Here is a 14114-nt window from a genome sequence, read left to right on the forward strand (position 1 = left end):
ACCGCGGGTACTGGTTAACTGTCTAGACCGCGCGCCGTCCTGTGGGCGACGGGCACTTGACGCATGTCACGTGATCTAGGTCACTGTGGGGCTAGTCCGGGATGTAGTCGAAGGTATCCGGATGGGCTCCCGTCCTGCCGTTTTCACCGCGGTCGAGCCCGGAAATCGCCTCCATCTCGTTGTCGCTGAGCTCGAAGTCGAAGACCTCGAAATTGGACCTGATGCGCTCGGGCGTCACCGACTTCGGAATGACGATGTCGCCGCGCTGAAGATGCCAGCGCAGCACCACCTGCGCGGGCGACTTGTCCACCGACGCGGCGATGCGCGTGATCACCGGATCGTCGAGCACCTTGCCCTGCGCGATCGGCGAGTACGCCTCGGTCGCGATGCCGTGCTCGCGGTTGTAGTCGCGGACCTCGTCGTTGGTGAAATACGGGTGGATCTCCACCTGGTTGACCGCGGGGACGGTGTCGGTTTCGTTGAGCAGCCGCAGCACGTGATGCGGCTGGAAGTTCGACACCCCGATGCTGCGGGCGCGCTTGTCCTTCGCGAACTCTTCAAGGGTCTTCCAGGTCGAGACGAAGTCGCCGTCGTAGAGCGTCGGAAGCGGCCAGTGGATCAAGAACAGGTCGACGTAGTCCGAGCCCAACTTGCGCAGCGTGTCGTCGAACGCGCGGCGAGCGTCGTCGGGCCGGTGGAACCCGTTGTTGAGCTTGCTGGTGACGAACACCTCCTCGCGGTCCAGGCCGGCGTCGCGGATGCCCTGTCCCACCCCTTCCTCGTTGCCGTACATCTGCGCGGTGTCGATATGGCGGTAACCGATTTCCAGCGCGGTGCGCACCGCCTCGGCGGTGTGCTGCGGCTCGATCTGGTACGTGCCGAAGCCCAGCTGCGGAATGCGGTTGCCGTCGTTGAGGTCGATCAGTGGCACAGTGCTCATAGGGAGGCTGTGCCCGATAGCCGTCGGCCACAAACGCTTGCCTAACCTGGACCCCATGGCTGAAGCACTCACGATCCCCGACTCGATCAAGCCGAAAGACGGCAGGTTCGGATCGGGACCGTCGAAGGTGCGACCGGAGCAACTGCAGGCGCTGGCCACCACCGCGGCGGCGCTGTTCGGTACCTCGCACCGGCAGGCTCCGGTGAAAAACCTGGTGGGCCGCGTGCGCAAGGGACTGGCCGAACTGTTCTCGCTGCCGGACGGTTACGAGGTGGTGCTGGGCAACGGCGGCGCGACCGCGTTCTGGGATGCCGCCGCGTTCGGGCTGATCGACAAGCGTTCGCTGCACCTGGCGTACGGCGAGTTCAGCTCCAAGTTCGCGGGCGCGGTGGACAAGAACCCGTTCGTGGGCGAGCCGATCATCGTCAAGGCCGAGGCGGGCAGCGCGCCGCAGCCACAGTCGGACCCGTCGGTGGACGCCATCGCCTGGGCGCACAACGAAACGTCGACCGGCGTGGCCGTGCCGGTGCGTCGGCCCGCGGATTCCGACGGCGCGCTGGTCCTGATCGACGCCACTTCAGGCGCCGGCGGCCTGCCCGTCGACGTGTCACAGGCCGACGCTTACTACTTCGCGCCGCAGAAGAACTTCGCCAGCGACGGCGGCCTCTGGCTGGCGCTGCTGAGCCCGGCGGCGCTGGAACGCATCGAGTCGATCGCCGCGGCTGGCCGCTGGGTGCCGGACTTCTTGTCGCTGCCGATCGCGGTCGAAAACAGCCGCAAGGACCAGACGTACAACACGCCGGCCATCGGCACGCTGGTGCTGTTGGCCGAGCAGCTGGACTGGCTGCTGGACAACGGCGGACTCGAGTGGGCGGTGAAACGGACCGCCGACTCGTCACAGCGGCTGTATTCGTGGGCGGAGGCGACCTCGTACACCACGCCCTTCGTCGCCGACCCCGAGCTGCGCTCTCAGGTCGTGGGCACCATCGACTTCGCCGACGAGGTCGACGCCAACGCAGTGGCCAAGACGCTGCGGGCCAACGGCATCGTCGACACCGAGCCGTACCGCAAGCTCGGCCGCAACCAGCTGCGGGTGGCGATGTTCCCGGCGGTCGACCCCGACGACGTCAGCGCGCTGACCGCGTGCGTCGATTGGGTGGTCGAGCGGCTTTAGCGCGTGTCAGCGCCGCTTGCGCCCCGTCCTCGTCTAAAGTGCGCAGCTGACGGGCATGTCGTGACAGCCCGGAGGAGGTCGGCATGCGAGAACTCACGGTGGTCGGCCTAGACGTCGACGGCAAACACATCATCTGCGAGAGCAAGCACTCGGGCGAGAAGTTCCGGCTGCGCGCCGACGACCGGCTGCAAGCCGCTGTGCGGGGCGAGGTCGCTCGCAGCCGCCAGCCAGAAGTCGACATCGAGGTCACAAACGTGCTCAGTCCCAGGGAGATTCAGGCCAGGATCAGGGCGGGTGCGTCCGTCGAGCAGGTCGCTGAGTCAGCCGGGGTGGACGTGTCCCGGGTGGAGCGGTTCGCGCACCCGGTGCTGTTGGAGCGCTCGCGCGCGGCCGAGCTGGCAACCGCGTCGCACCCGGTGCTCGCCGACGGGCCCGCGGTGCAGACCCTGCTCGAGACCGTGGCCAGCGCGCTCGTCGCGCGCGGCCTAGACCATGACGCCACGACGTGGGACGCCTGGAAGAACGCCGACGGCCACTGGACCGTGCAGCTGACCTGGCAGGCGGGCCGCTCGCGAAACGTCGCGCACTTCCGGTTCACCCCCGGCGCGCACGGCGGCACGTCGACTCCGCTCGACGACACCGCCACCGAGCTGATCGACCCGAACTTCGAGCGGCCGCTTCGCCCGGTGGCAGCGGTGGCCCAGCTGGACTTCGAGGAGGCGCCCGCCGAGGAGCCGGCGCCGACGCCCGAGCCGCCCGCCCAGCCTGCGCCGCCTCGGGCGCGGCGCCGCAGGCCCGCCGTGCCGGCGTGGGAGGACGTGCTGCTCGACGTCCGCTCCGGCAACCACTAGACGGCGATGGCCAGCAGCGCCAGCCACGCGATCACCACGCCGGCGCCGCCGCCCAGTACAAACCACCGCAGCACCGGGACGGTCCGCCACCCCCACAGCGTCGGCGCGAGGCCGCCGACCGCGATCAGGTTCAGCGCGACAGCCAGCAGCGGATGCACCCGCGACACGCCAAGGCTCAGCACGACGACGGCAGCCGCAGTGACGGCCGCGACGAATCCGGCGACCGTCAGCCCTGTCCCCCACGGAGTGCGCGCAAGGTCGTCGTCCGTCACCGGCCGAGCCTAACCCGCTCGTAGAACGCCAGCGCTGCCGCTGTCGCGACATTCAGCGAGTCGGTGCCTCGCGACATCGGAATGCGCACCCGAATATTGCTGGCGCACATTGCTTTCCGGCTGAGGCCCGGTCCTTCGGCGCCGACCAGGATCGCCACTTTCTCGTGTCCCAGCCCGGCCATCGCGTCGGGCAGGGCCACTGCGCTCGAGTCTGGCGTCATCGCCAGCAAATGAAAGGCCCTGTCGCGCAACGTGTTCAAATCACCCGGCCAGGTCTCGGCACGGGCGAACGGCACCAGCAGGACATAACCCATCGACACGCGCACCGCGCGCCGGTACAGCGGATCGGCACAGCCAGGACCGAATACCACCGCGTCGACGCCCAGTCCTGCCGCGTTGCGGAAGATCGATCCGAGGTTTTCGTGGTCGTTGACACCCTCGAGCACCGCGATCGTGCGGGCGTCGGCAATCAGCTCGACCAGCGGGGGCATCGGCCCTCGGCGCGCCGCCGCCAGAACCCCGCGATTGAGGTGGAAGCCCACCACCTTGGCCATGACGTCGGCGTCCACCCGGTAGTACGGGACGTCCACGCCGGCGAGGTCGTCGCGGAGCTCGCCGAGGCGCCGGTCGGTTCCGAGCAGCGCGAACGGGCGAAACCGCGAGGCCAGCATCCGCTGCACCACGAGCACGCCCTCACCGATGACCAGGCCTTTGCCGCTGGGCAGATCGGGGCGGCGGTCGATGCTGTTGAGGTCGCGGAAGTCGTCGAGGCGCGTGTCGGCGGGATCGGCGACGTCGATGACCTGTGCAGCCACGGCCGAACACTACGACAGTGGGCTAGGTTGGTGCCGATGAGCACCGACGGAAACCCGGGCCGCGGCGTGAAACCGCCTCCGCTGCCCGATGCTCTGCTCGACCCGCGCCCGGTGATCGCCGTGTGCACGCTGGCCTGGATCGCCGCGGCGATCGCGGCGTTCACGGTGCCCGAGCTGCAGACCTGGCGGCCGGTCACCGTCGCCGGCATCGGTGTCGCGGCATTCGGCACGTTGCTGTACTTATGGCAGCTTCGCGCGGCCCGCAGCGGATCCCGCGGCGCTCAGACCGGCCTGCACTGAAGAACAGGAGTCACCAATGGCCGCACCGCTGTTGCAAGCCCAAATCGACATCGACGCTCCCGTCGAGAAGGTGTGGCAGTTGATCACCGACTTCCGCCGGATGCCGGAGTGGAGTCCGCAGTGCCGCCTCATGAAGCCGCTCGGACCGTTGCGCCCGGGCACCCGGACCATCAATGTCAACCGCCGCAACCGGCTGTTCTGGCCGACCACCAGCACGGTCATCGAGGTTGTGCCGCAACGAAAATTCGCCTTCCGCGTCAACACCAACAACACCGTCTGGAGCTACGAGCTCGAACCGACCGCCACCGGTACCCGCGTGGTGGAGTCGCGGCACGCCGAAAACGGTGTGAAGGCGGCGTCGAACATGTTGGTCAACATGCTCTTCGGCGGTGTGCCCAGTTTCGAGCAGGAACTGCTCGACGGGATGAACGCATCGCTCGCCAAGATCAAAGCGGCTGCCGAAAAAGCCGAAAAGGCTTAGCGCTCTTGAGGTTCCATTAGATCCAGCACGCCGTCGTCGAACGGGTCATAGCGCGGCGAACCGTTGCCGGCGGGTGCCGGAGTGTCCGAGTGCGCGCCGCATCCGTATTCGGAGTCGACGACGTGGCCGTCGGCGGACATCTCGTTGGCGCATACGCCGAACATCCTGCCGAGCGAGCCCGCGAGTGGAAGGTAGAACGCGCAATCACGGCAGACCCTCCGAACCGACCGCGCCATCGGTGACTGCGGGCCGTAGTCGCCGTCGTGCCAACGCTGCGCGGCCGCGGCGCGCCCGAACGCGCTGAGCACCTGCCGCCGCCCCAGACCGAGTTCCACCGCGACGTCGTCGACGGCCGGGTCGCCGGTGAGAACGTAGCCGGGTTCGAGTCTGGGGTCGTCGCGCGGCGGGGCGAGCAGGTCGCCGGGGCCGAGGTCGCCCGGCCGGATCCGCTCCTGCCACGGCACCCACTGCGGGGCCAGCAGCGCCGTCGGCCCGGGCACCAACACCACCTCACTGATGGTCGCGTGGTCGGCGCCCGGATGCGCGGCCACCACCACCGCCCACTGCCAGCCGCAATAGCCGGGCAGGTTTGCCAGGAAGCGATGGGTGGCCGCAGTGGCGTCGTCGAACGTCACGCCGATGTACTCGCCGACGGTCTCACCGCTGAACTCGACGATCGCCGCGCGGGCCTGCTCAACCGCGCCGGCCAGCACGTCCGCGGCCGGCGCTTCGGTGGCCTGCGCGTCGGCCACTGTCACGTCGTCCATTGCATCCCCAATAGTGCCCGACGCACCCGCCCGCAGCCACACCGGCTAGCTGCGCCACTGCATCCGCCCGATAGTGGACAATCGACGCTGTGAGCGGACCGCGGCCAGACGCCCTCGGCGGTGATCGCGGCGGTGATCGTCGGTATTACCCACCCCGGCCGGCTCCCGACGCCGACGAACATCCCGGCATGGCCAACTACCCCACCGACGGCGTGCCGTACCGCCGGACCTCGCGGCCATCGATGCCCAGCGGAAACCGGTATCTGCCGCCGCTGGACGAGCCGGCAGCCCACGGCTATTCGCCTCCGCCGCGCTCCGGTGGATCCGACGGGCAGAAGGTCACCGTGACCCGGGCCGCTGCGATGCGCAGCCGGGAAATGGGTGTGCGAATGTACGGGCTGTTCCATCGGGCGGCCACCGCTGACGGCGCCGACAAGTCGGGCCTGACCGCATTGACCTACCCGGTGATGGCCAACTTCGCCGTCGACGCCGCGATGGCCGTCGCACTGGCCAACACGCTGTTCTTCGCGGCCGCGTCGGCCGAAAGCAAAAGCCGGGTGGCGCTTTACCTTCTCATCACGATCGCGCCGTTCGCGGTGATCGCTCCGCTCATCGGTCCGGCACTGGACCGGCTGCAGCACGGGCGGCGTGTCGCGCTGGCCATGTCGTTCGCCTTCCGGACCGCGCTGGCGGTGATCCTGATCGCGAACTACGACGGCGCCAGCGGCAGCTTCCCGCCCTGGGTGCTGTACCCGTGCGCGCTGCTGATGATGGTGATGTCCAAGTCGTTCAGTGTGCTGCGCAGCGCGGTCACACCGAGGGTGATGCCGCCGACCATCGACCTGGTGCGGGTGAACTCCCGGCTCACGGTGTTCGGCTTGATCGGCGGCACCATCGTCGGCGGCGGCATCGCCGCGGGTGTCGAGTACGTCTTCACCAAGCTGTTCGGCCTGCCCGGCGCGCTGTTCGTGGTCGTCGTCGTCACGGTCGTCGGCGCCTACCTGTCGATGCAGATCCCCCGATGGGTGGAAGTCACCGCGGGTGAGGTGCCGACCACGCTGACCTACCACAGCCACAGCGCACCGTTGCGCCGAGACCGCGAACCCCGGCCTGCCAAGCGGGCCAAACCGCGACAGCCGTTGGGCCGCAACATCATCACGTCGCTATGGGGCAACGTCACGATCAAGATGATGGTCGGGTTCTTGTTCTTGTATCCGGCGTTCTGGGCCAAGTCCCACGACGCGACCGGACTGGAGCAGGTGGCCATGCTCGGGTTGATCGGGGCAGCAGCCACCGTCGGCAACTTCGCGGGCAACGGGCTCAGCGCGCGGCTGAAGTTGGGCCGACCGTCGATTCTGGTGGTGCGCTGCACGATCATCGTCACCGTCGCCGCACTGGCGGCGGCGTTCTTCGGCGATCTGCTGTTCACCGCGATCGCGGCGCTGCTGACTTCGGGCTGCAGCGCAGTGGGCAAGGCGTCGCTGGACGCGTCGCTGCAGGACGACCTGCCCGAGCAGTCGCGGGCGTCGGCGTTCGGGCGTTCGGAGTCGCTGCTGCAGCTGGCCTGGGTGGCCGGCGGCGCGACGGGCGTGTTGGTGTACACCGATCTGCGCGTCGGGTTCACCGCGATCTCGTCGTTTCTGATTCTCGGCCTGGCGCAGACCATCGTGAGCTATCGCGGCGACTCGCTGATCCCGGGCTTCGGCGGCAACCGGCCGGTGGTCGCGGAGCAGGAAGGCAGCACGCCCGCCGACGCGATGGCAACACCGCAGTGACCCGTGCCCTGACGGCGATCGGCGCCGTCGTCATGGTGTGCGGCGTTGTGGCCGTTGGCATTTGGCTTGTGGTGCGCGGCCATCCGCCGCCGCGGCCGGAGATCAGCGCCTACTCGCGCGGCCAGCTGGCTCGGGTGGGACCGTATCGGTACTGCAGTCCGGTCGACCTCAACAACTGCGAAAATGCGGGGACGCAAGGCGAATTGGCCGTGGACGACCGCAATGTGGTGCAGCTGTCGGTGCCCCCCTCGATCGGGCGCACGCCGTGGCTGCTGCGGGCCTTCTACGACGATCCGCGCGACACCTCGCTGCAGGTCTTCCGGCCGAATTCCCGCCTGGCGGTGACGATTCCGACCGTCGGTGCCGCCGGGGGGCGGCTGGATCGGGTGGTGGTGCAGATCCTGACGTTGGTGTCCGACGAGAAGGGTGATTTGTTCCCGATGCCGCACGCCGAATGGTCGGTGCGGACGGCCTGGGCTTAGCTCAGCGGTGAGTGACCCGCCGGCACCTGCTCCCTTTCCGCCGGCGGACCAGGCGGTGTCCCGTCACCAAAAGGCTTGCCGCCGAGCTCTTCTCGACCATGCGGCGTCAGCCAGTTGGCGAGGTCCGGCCCCTTGGGCACGATGCCCGTGGGGTTGATGTCCTTGTGGACGATGTAGTAGTGCTGCTTGATTTGGACGAAGTCGATGGTGTCACCGAAGCCGGGCGTCTGGAACAGGTCGCGAGCGTAGGCCCACAGCACCGGCATCTCGGAGAGCTTTTGGCGGTTGCACTTGAAGTGGCCGTGGTAGACGGGGTCGAACCGGGCCAGCGTGGTGAACAGCCGCACGTCGGCCTCTGTGATGGTATCGCCCACCAAAAACCTTTGGCGGCTGAGCCTTTCGGACACCCAGTCCAGCGCGGTGAACAGCCGGTCGTAGGCCCGCTCGTAGGCTTCTTGGGAGCCGGCGAACCCGCAGCGGTACACGCCGTTGTTGATCTCGATGTAGATGCGCTGGGCAACCTCGTCGATCTCGTCGCGCAACGGCTCGGGGTACAGGTCAGGGGCGCCGTCGCGGTGGTACTGGCGCCATTCGGTGGACAGGTCAAGCGTCATTTGGGCGAAGTCGTTGGTCACCACTTCGCCGCTGGGGACGTCGACGATCGCCGGAACCGTGATGCCTTTCGGGTAGTCCGGGAACCGCTTGAAGTAGGCGTCTTGCAGGCGCGGAATCTTCAGCACCGGGTCGACGCCACCGGGGTCCAGGTCGAAGGTCCAGCTGCGCTCGTCGTGCGTCGGACCGCAAAAGCCAATGGAGAGCACAGGTTCCAGACCGAGCAGCCGGCGCACGATGATGGCCCGGTTGGCCCACGGGCACGCGCGCGCGACGATCAGCCGGTAGCGGCCCGGCTCCACCGGATAGCCGTCACGGCCGTCGGCCGTGATGCGGGTGGTGATGTAGTCGGTGTCGCGTTCGAACTCGCCGCCGTTGGCGACATAGGCTGCCATGGCTTCAGGATGCCCGGCGAGTGTCGGCTTAATCCACGCATCGCCGACGCAACCGTGGCTCGAGTCAACGCTCGGCGCGCGGTCAGGCGTCCAGTTCGCGCGCTACCCGCTTGAGCGCCTCCGCGACCGTGTGTCCAGTCTTGCGGTCCGGGTAGCGGCCTTTGCGAAGTTCCGGCTGCACCTTGCCCTCCAGCAGCTTGATCATGTCCTCGACCAAGGCATGCAATTCGTCAGGCGTGTGCTTGTGCTCGTGCTGTGCCGCTTCCCGGCGCGTGCGCAGAGGTGACGGCGGCGGTTCGATCAGCTTCAGGCTCAACGCTTGCGGGCCTCGCCGGCCCGTCGCCACGCCGAACTCGACCCGTTGGCCGGACTTGAGCGCCTCGACGCCAGCGGGCAGCGCGGACGAGCGGATGTAGACGTCCTCGCCGTCCTCTTGGGACAAAAAGCCGAAGCCCTTCTCCGGGTCGTACCACTTCACCCTGCCGGTCGGCACTTGTCTCACCTGCTTGTCTCGACGGTCACTCGCAAAGAACGCGCCCCGCAGTGTCGCAGGACGCGATGAGCAAATCCTACTCGGCTCACCCAGCGCGAAGCAGCCCCGTTTGGTCGGTAGGCTGGGGAAACCCCCTGGAGGAACCGCAATGAGCCGCTTGGGCGAAGAGCCGACACTATGCGCCTGATACTGAACGTCATCTGGTTGCTCTTCGGCGGCCTGTGGCTGGCGCTGGGCTATCTGCTCGCGGCCATCATCTGCTTCGTCCTGATCATCACGATCCCGTTCGGTTTCGCCGCCCTGCGCATTGCGCTGTTCGCCTTGTGGCCGTTCGGCCGCACGATCGTCGACAAGCCCGGCACCGGCACCGGCGCGTTGGTGGGCAACATCATCTGGCTGGTGCTGTGCGGCGTGTGGCTGGCGATCGGTCACGTAGCGACCGCGATCGCGCAGGCGATCACGATCATCGGGATCCCCCTGGCGCTGGCCAACCTCAAGCTGATCCCGATCTCGCTCGTGCCGTTGGGCAAAGAGATCGTGCCGGCCGACGACGCGAGGTCGTGGATATGACGGTCACCGCCCTCGGTCTGCCGTCGGTGCACCCGCAACGGGCGTCGGCTGGCGACGCGCCCGCCGACGGACCGCTGGTCGACCGTTTCGGCCGCGTCCACACGGACCTGCGGGTCTCGCTGACCGACCGCTGCAATCTGCGGTGCACGTATTGCATGCCTGCCGAGGGCCTGGACTGGATGCCGGCGAAACGGCTGCTGCGGCCCGGCGAGCTGCTGCGCCTGTTGCAGATCGCGGTCAGGCGTCTCGGCATCACCAGTGTGCGATTCACCGGCGGTGAGCCGCTGCTGTCCAAGAACCTGGAAGAGATCATCGCGGCGACGGCGGAACTGCAGCCCCGGCCGGAGATCACGCTGACCACCAACGGGATCGGCCTGGCGACACGCGCCGAGCGGCTGGCCGCCGCGGGGCTGGACCGAATCAACGTGTCGCTGGACACCGTCGACGCCGCCCGGTTCGCGGCGATCACGCGGCGCAACCGGCTGCCCGACGTGCTGGACGGACTCGCGGCCGCCCGCGCCGCGGGACTGGATCCGGTGAAGGTCAACGCGGTGCTCGATCCGATAACCGGCCGCGACGACGCCGTCGCGCTGCTGCGGTTCTGCCTGGAGCACGGTTATCAGCTGCGGATCATCGAGCAGATGCCGCTGGATGCCGATCACCGCTGGAGGCGCGGCGAGATGCTGACGGCCGACGACATCCTGACCGCACTGCGGCGGCATTTCACGCTCACACCAGACTCCGGGCCGCGCGGCTCGGCGCCGGCGGAGTTGTGGCTGGTCGATGGCGGTCCTGCGACGGTCGGTGTGATCGCGTCGGTGTCGCACGCGTTCTGCGCCGCCTGCGACCGCACCCGGTTGACCGCCGACGGACAGGTGCGCAACTGCCTGTTCGCGCGCACCGAGACCGACCTGCGTGGACTGCTGCGCGGCGGTGCCGACGACGCGGAGATCGAGGCCGCGTGGCGTGCGGCGATGTGGGCGAAGGCGGCCGGTCACGGGATCAACGACCCGAGCTTTGTGCAACCGGCACGACCGATGAGCGCGATCGGCGGCTGAGATGACCGACGTGACGACGACGATCCAGGTGACGGTCCGCTACTTCGGGGCCGCGCAGGCGGCCGCTGGCACGGAATCCGAAGTGCTCGCCGTGGATTCCGGGGCGACCGTCGCCGATCTGACGAACGCTCTCGCAGCGCGCGATCCCAGATTGGCTGCCGTGCTCGCGCGCTGTTCGTATCTGTGCGACGGGGTGGCGGTGCGCGACCCGTCGCTGCAGCTTCGGGCCGGGCAGACCGTGGATGTGCTGCCGCCGTTTGCCGGCGGCTAACGTGATTTCCGTCACATCACGGAATGGTCACAGATTGGCTTCGGGGCGGTGTCGGCCGCAAGCGACCTGCAGGTACGCCGTCCCTTCTTGGGGCTTTTCCGTTTGCCGGGGACCGAAACGCCGCGGCCGCCTGAAGGTGACGAATTTCCCGTAAACCGTTACGGTCTTGCGCAGGCCGGCCCACCCCAATGCGGTTGGCCCTCCTTCCCTTTCGCGCCGAGCTCCATCCGTGAGGGAAGGACACGACGACACCGTGGATGGAGGCGGGGGACCCAATCGGTCCACCGACACGGACCAGGGGCCGCACGCGGCTCCTTGGGGTGAAGCCGGTTCATCCGGCCGGGCGACCTCTCTTGCCCGAACCCGACAGCTGACTCCGCAGGCGCATGTAGAGAGGACGAAACTCGCGCATGAGTGGACGGCATCGCAAGCCCACCCAATCCAACATCAACGTCGCGAAAGTCGCCTTCACGGGCGCGGTCATCGGAGGAAGCGGCCTGGCGCTGAGCGCCCACGCGGCCGCGGCCACCGACGGCGAATGGGACCAGGTCGCCCGCTGCGAGTCCGGCGGCAACTGGTCGATCAACACCGGCAACGGCTACCAGGGCGGTCTGCAGTTCTCGCCGAGCACCTGGAGTTCCGCAGGAGGCAGCGAGTTCGCGCCGTCGGCGCACATGGCCACTCGCGAGCAGCAGATCGCGGTCGCGGAGCGTGTGCTGGCCCGCCAGGGCCGAGGGGCCTGGCCGGTGTGCGGCACGGGACTGTCCGGCGCCAGCCAGCGCAGTGTCACGCCGCGGACGGCCAACCAGGTGCAAACGCTCGACGCAGCCACGCCGCCGGAGGGCCAGTTGCCCGCCCCGGAGGCCCCGGCTCCCGAGGCGCCGGCTCCTGAGGCCCCGGCCGCTGACGCCGCACCCGCGCCGGAAACCCCGGCTCCGGTCAACGAGGTACCGCCGGCCCCTGAGGCGCCGCCCGCGCCCGAAGCTCCGCCGGCCCCCGAAGCGCCCCCGGCTCCCGAGCCGGTCATCGAGACGGTCGACGCACCCGTCGCACCGGCAGATGTCGTGCTGCCGGCCGTGGACCAGGTTCCCGCACCTGCCGACGGCGTGATCGTCGACGCCGCCGCTGCGGTCGACGCGCCGCCCGCCGGCGAGGCACTGGGCGTCACTGCGCCCGACTCGGCCGTCATCGAGCAGACCTCGCTCGAGGTGCCGCTCGCTCCGGCCGACCCAGCGCCGCCCGCACCGCTGCCGGCGGATATCCCGGCTCCGGCCTACGACGCGGCCAACCAGTTCATGACGGACGGCAAGCTGCCCGCGTTGCCGCAGGGCATTCTGCAGCAGGGCGCCGGCTCGGGCTACCTCAAGGACCTGTGGGGCGCGATCAGCAACCAGGACATCGCGCTCAACGACGCACTGCTAGGGCTCGCCCAGCAGTCGACGCCCGCGGACGCGCCGACCCCGGCTGCCGGCTAGACAGGTCAGGCCGAACCGACCCACTCGTCGCTGCCGTCGGCGAAGAACTGATGCTTCCACACCGGTAGCCGCGCCTTGATGGTGTCGACCAGCTTGGCGCACGTCTGAAACGCGGCTGCGCGATGATCGGCGGCAACCGCGGCCACCAGCGCCGCGTCACCGATGATCAGCGTGCCGATGCGGTGGCTGGCGGCCAGCGCGCGCACGCCGGGGCTGTCCCGCGCGACTTCGGCCAGCACCTCGGCCAGCACGTCTCGAGCGGACGGATGCGCCGAGTACTCCAGCCGTGTCACCGAGCGGCCGCCGTCGTGGTCGCGGATCACGCCGGCGAAGCCCACCACCGCGCCGGCGGCGGTATGCGCCACCAGCGCTTCGTGCTCGGCGAGGTCGACGGGCTGCTCGGTGATCTCGGCGCGCAGCACCTCTGTCATCCGTGGTCCTTTCCGCGCAGCTGGTCCAGCGCGTGATCCAGCACGTCCGCGAGCACCGCAAGGCCGTCGCGGACGCCGCCGGGTGAGCCCGGCAGATTGACCACCAGCGTGCGGCCGGCCACCCCGCACAACCCGCGCGACAGCACGGACGTCGGCACCTTCGGCAGCCCCGAGCGCCGGATCGCGTCGGCCAGCCCGGGGATCTGGTAGTCGAGCACTGCGGCGGTCTGCTCGGGCGTCGCATCGGTGGGCGAGATCCCCGTGCCTCCCGAGGTGATGACCACGTCGACGGTGTCGGCGACCGCAGCGCGCAAAGCCGCACCCACCGCGTCGCCGTCAGGCATCACCGCCGGCGGCGGCACGATGAAGCCGCGCTGCGTGAGCCAGTCGAAAATGATTGGGCCGCAACGGTCTTCGTATCTTCCCGCCGCAGCACGTGTGGACGCGATCACCACTCGAGCCGACCGCGTCATCTGGTCCAGCTGCCGCTGCGGCCGCCTGCCTTGTGCAGCACCCGCACGTTGTCGATGCGCGCGGCCCTGTCGACGGCCTTGATCATGTCGTAGAGAGTGAGGGCCGCGACGCTGACGGCGGTCAGCGCTTCCATCTCGACGCCGGTGCGGTCGGTGCTGTGCACGGTCGCGGTGATCTCGACACTCGACGGGCCGATCTCGAAGTCGACGTCCACGCCGGTCAGCGCGAGCTGATGGCACAGCGGGATGAGCTCGCTGGCGCGCTTGGCCGCCTGGATGCCGGCTACCCGTGCGGTCGCCAGCGCGTCACCCTTCGGCAGGCCGCCGGTGGAGATCAACCCGACCACCTCGGGCGTCGTCACCAACGCTCCGGCCGCGACCGCAGTGCGCTTGGTGACGGCCTTGGCGGTCACGTCCACCATGTGCGCCGCTCCTCGTTCGTCGAGGTGCGAGAGTCGGCCGGCGCCGGAAGCGCTCAT

19 protein-coding genes and 1 riboswitch are annotated in these 14114 nt (G+C 68.9%); of the genes, 10 read left to right on the forward strand and 9 right to left on the reverse strand.

Annotation, left to right across the window (positions count from 1 at the left end; all coding sequences use genetic code 11):
- Nucleotides 1–91 precede the first annotated feature (91 nt).
- Nucleotides 92–940, reverse strand: a complete 849-nt coding sequence (locus AC5Y39_RS15220) for an aldo/keto reductase (protein WP_500019134.1) — start codon at nt 938–940, stop codon at nt 92–94.
- Nucleotides 941–995: 55 nt separating this feature from the next.
- Between AC5Y39_RS15220 and serC the strand changes: the two genes are divergently transcribed.
- Nucleotides 996–2114 carry a phosphoserine transaminase gene (gene serC, locus AC5Y39_RS15225; RefSeq protein ID WP_500019132.1) on the forward strand — a complete coding sequence of 373 codons (1119 nt, stop codon included), beginning with the start codon at nt 996–998 and terminating at the stop codon, nt 2112–2114.
- Nucleotides 2115–2197: 83 nt separating this feature from the next.
- A complete protein-coding gene (gene sepH, locus AC5Y39_RS15230; RefSeq protein ID WP_500019130.1) occupies nt 2198–2965 on the forward strand; it encodes a septation protein SepH in 768 nt (255 codons plus the stop codon).
- On the opposite strand, the gene AC5Y39_RS15235 is transcribed toward sepH, so the two are convergent.
- Both AC5Y39_RS15235 and AC5Y39_RS15240 read right to left on the reverse strand, forming a co-directional pair.
- The gene (locus AC5Y39_RS15235; RefSeq protein ID WP_500019128.1) at nt 2962–3237 is read right to left on the reverse strand and encodes a DUF2537 domain-containing protein; all 276 of its coding nucleotides are present in this window, start codon (nt 3235–3237) and stop codon (nt 2962–2964) included. The two genes, sepH and AC5Y39_RS15235, sit on opposite strands and share 4 nt — an antisense overlap.
- Nucleotides 3234–4052, reverse strand: coding sequence for a TrmH family RNA methyltransferase (locus AC5Y39_RS15240; protein WP_500019126.1), 819 nt, complete (start codon nt 4050–4052; stop codon nt 3234–3236). The genes AC5Y39_RS15235 and AC5Y39_RS15240 overlap by 4 nt, the downstream gene beginning before the upstream one ends.
- Nucleotides 4053–4088: 36 nt before the next feature.
- On the opposite strand from AC5Y39_RS15240, the gene AC5Y39_RS15245 reads away from it, so the two are divergent.
- Nucleotides 4089–4352 carry a DUF2530 domain-containing protein gene (locus tag AC5Y39_RS15245; RefSeq protein WP_500019124.1) on the forward strand — a complete coding sequence of 88 codons (264 nt, stop codon included), beginning with the start codon at nt 4089–4091 and terminating at the stop codon, nt 4350–4352.
- Nucleotides 4353–4368: 16 nt separating this feature from the next.
- Nucleotides 4369–4833, forward strand: coding sequence for an SRPBCC family protein (locus AC5Y39_RS15250; protein WP_500019122.1), 465 nt, complete (start codon nt 4369–4371; stop codon nt 4831–4833).
- On the opposite strand, the gene AC5Y39_RS15255 is transcribed toward AC5Y39_RS15250, so the two are convergent.
- Nucleotides 4830–5600 (reverse strand): DUF3027 domain-containing protein, encoded by a 771-nt coding sequence (locus AC5Y39_RS15255; RefSeq protein WP_500019120.1) that lies wholly within the window; start codon nt 5598–5600, stop codon nt 4830–4832. The two genes, AC5Y39_RS15250 and AC5Y39_RS15255, sit on opposite strands and share 4 nt — an antisense overlap.
- A 188-nt stretch (nt 5601–5788) precedes the next feature.
- Between AC5Y39_RS15255 and AC5Y39_RS15260 the strand changes: the two genes are divergently transcribed.
- Together AC5Y39_RS15260 and AC5Y39_RS15265 are read left to right on the forward strand one after the other, a co-directional pair.
- Nucleotides 5789–7375: an MFS transporter gene (locus tag AC5Y39_RS15260; RefSeq protein WP_500019217.1), complete on the forward strand. Its 1587-nt coding sequence runs from the start codon at nt 5789–5791 to the stop codon at nt 7373–7375.
- A gap of 32 nt (nt 7376–7407) precedes the next feature.
- Nucleotides 7408–7857, forward strand: a complete 450-nt coding sequence (locus AC5Y39_RS15265; protein ID WP_500019215.1) for a DUF2771 domain-containing protein — start codon at nt 7408–7410, stop codon at nt 7855–7857.
- Here the strand turns inward: AC5Y39_RS15265 and AC5Y39_RS15270 are convergent.
- A complete protein-coding gene (locus tag AC5Y39_RS15270) occupies nt 7854–8864 on the reverse strand; it encodes a glutathione S-transferase family protein (RefSeq protein WP_500019118.1) in 1011 nt (336 codons plus the stop codon). The genes AC5Y39_RS15265 and AC5Y39_RS15270 overlap by 4 nt on opposite strands.
- 82 nt (nt 8865–8946) lie before the next feature.
- A complete protein-coding gene (locus tag AC5Y39_RS15275) occupies nt 8947–9357 on the reverse strand; it encodes a cold-shock protein (protein ID WP_500048254.1) in 411 nt (136 codons plus the stop codon).
- A gap of 177 nt (nt 9358–9534) precedes the next feature.
- Between AC5Y39_RS15275 and AC5Y39_RS15280 the strand changes: the two genes are divergently transcribed.
- From AC5Y39_RS15280 to AC5Y39_RS15295, 4 genes are all read left to right on the forward strand, one after another.
- A complete protein-coding gene (locus AC5Y39_RS15280) occupies nt 9535–9927 on the forward strand; it encodes a YccF domain-containing protein (RefSeq protein WP_500019114.1) in 393 nt (130 codons plus the stop codon).
- Nucleotides 9924–10985 (forward strand): GTP 3',8-cyclase MoaA, encoded by a 1062-nt coding sequence (moaA, locus tag AC5Y39_RS15285; protein ID WP_500019112.1) that lies wholly within the window; start codon nt 9924–9926, stop codon nt 10983–10985. Before AC5Y39_RS15280 ends, moaA begins: the two co-directional genes overlap by 4 nt.
- A 1-nt stretch (nt 10986) precedes the next feature.
- Nucleotides 10987–11256, forward strand: a complete 270-nt coding sequence (locus AC5Y39_RS15290; RefSeq protein WP_500019110.1) for a MoaD/ThiS family protein — start codon at nt 10987–10989, stop codon at nt 11254–11256.
- Between the two features lie 209 nt (nt 11257–11465).
- Nucleotides 11466–11657, forward strand: a riboswitch (cyclic di-AMP (ydaO/yuaA leader).
- Between the two features lie 9 nt (nt 11658–11666).
- Entirely contained in the window at nt 11667–12731 is a 1065-nt protein-coding gene (locus AC5Y39_RS15295) for a transglycosylase family protein (protein WP_500019108.1), read from the forward strand.
- Between the two features lie 5 nt (nt 12732–12736).
- Here the strand turns inward: AC5Y39_RS15295 and AC5Y39_RS15300 are convergent, their stop codons facing one another.
- From AC5Y39_RS15300 to moaC, 3 genes are read right to left on the reverse strand one after another with little or no spacing between them, the layout of a single operon-like run.
- A complete protein-coding gene (locus tag AC5Y39_RS15300) occupies nt 12737–13162 on the reverse strand; it encodes a molybdenum cofactor biosynthesis protein MoaE (protein WP_500019106.1) in 426 nt (141 codons plus the stop codon).
- Complete coding sequence (locus AC5Y39_RS15305; RefSeq protein WP_500019104.1) at nt 13159–13635, reverse strand: MogA/MoaB family molybdenum cofactor biosynthesis protein; 477 nt, start codon at nt 13633–13635, stop codon at nt 13159–13161. The genes AC5Y39_RS15300 and AC5Y39_RS15305 overlap by 4 nt, the downstream gene beginning before the upstream one ends.
- Nucleotides 13632–14114 carry a cyclic pyranopterin monophosphate synthase MoaC gene (moaC, locus tag AC5Y39_RS15310; RefSeq protein WP_500019102.1) on the reverse strand — a complete coding sequence of 161 codons (483 nt, stop codon included), beginning with the start codon at nt 14112–14114 and terminating at the stop codon, nt 13632–13634. The genes AC5Y39_RS15305 and moaC overlap by 4 nt, the downstream gene beginning before the upstream one ends.

This window comes from Mycobacterium sp. NGS39 (genome assembly GCF_059812765.1).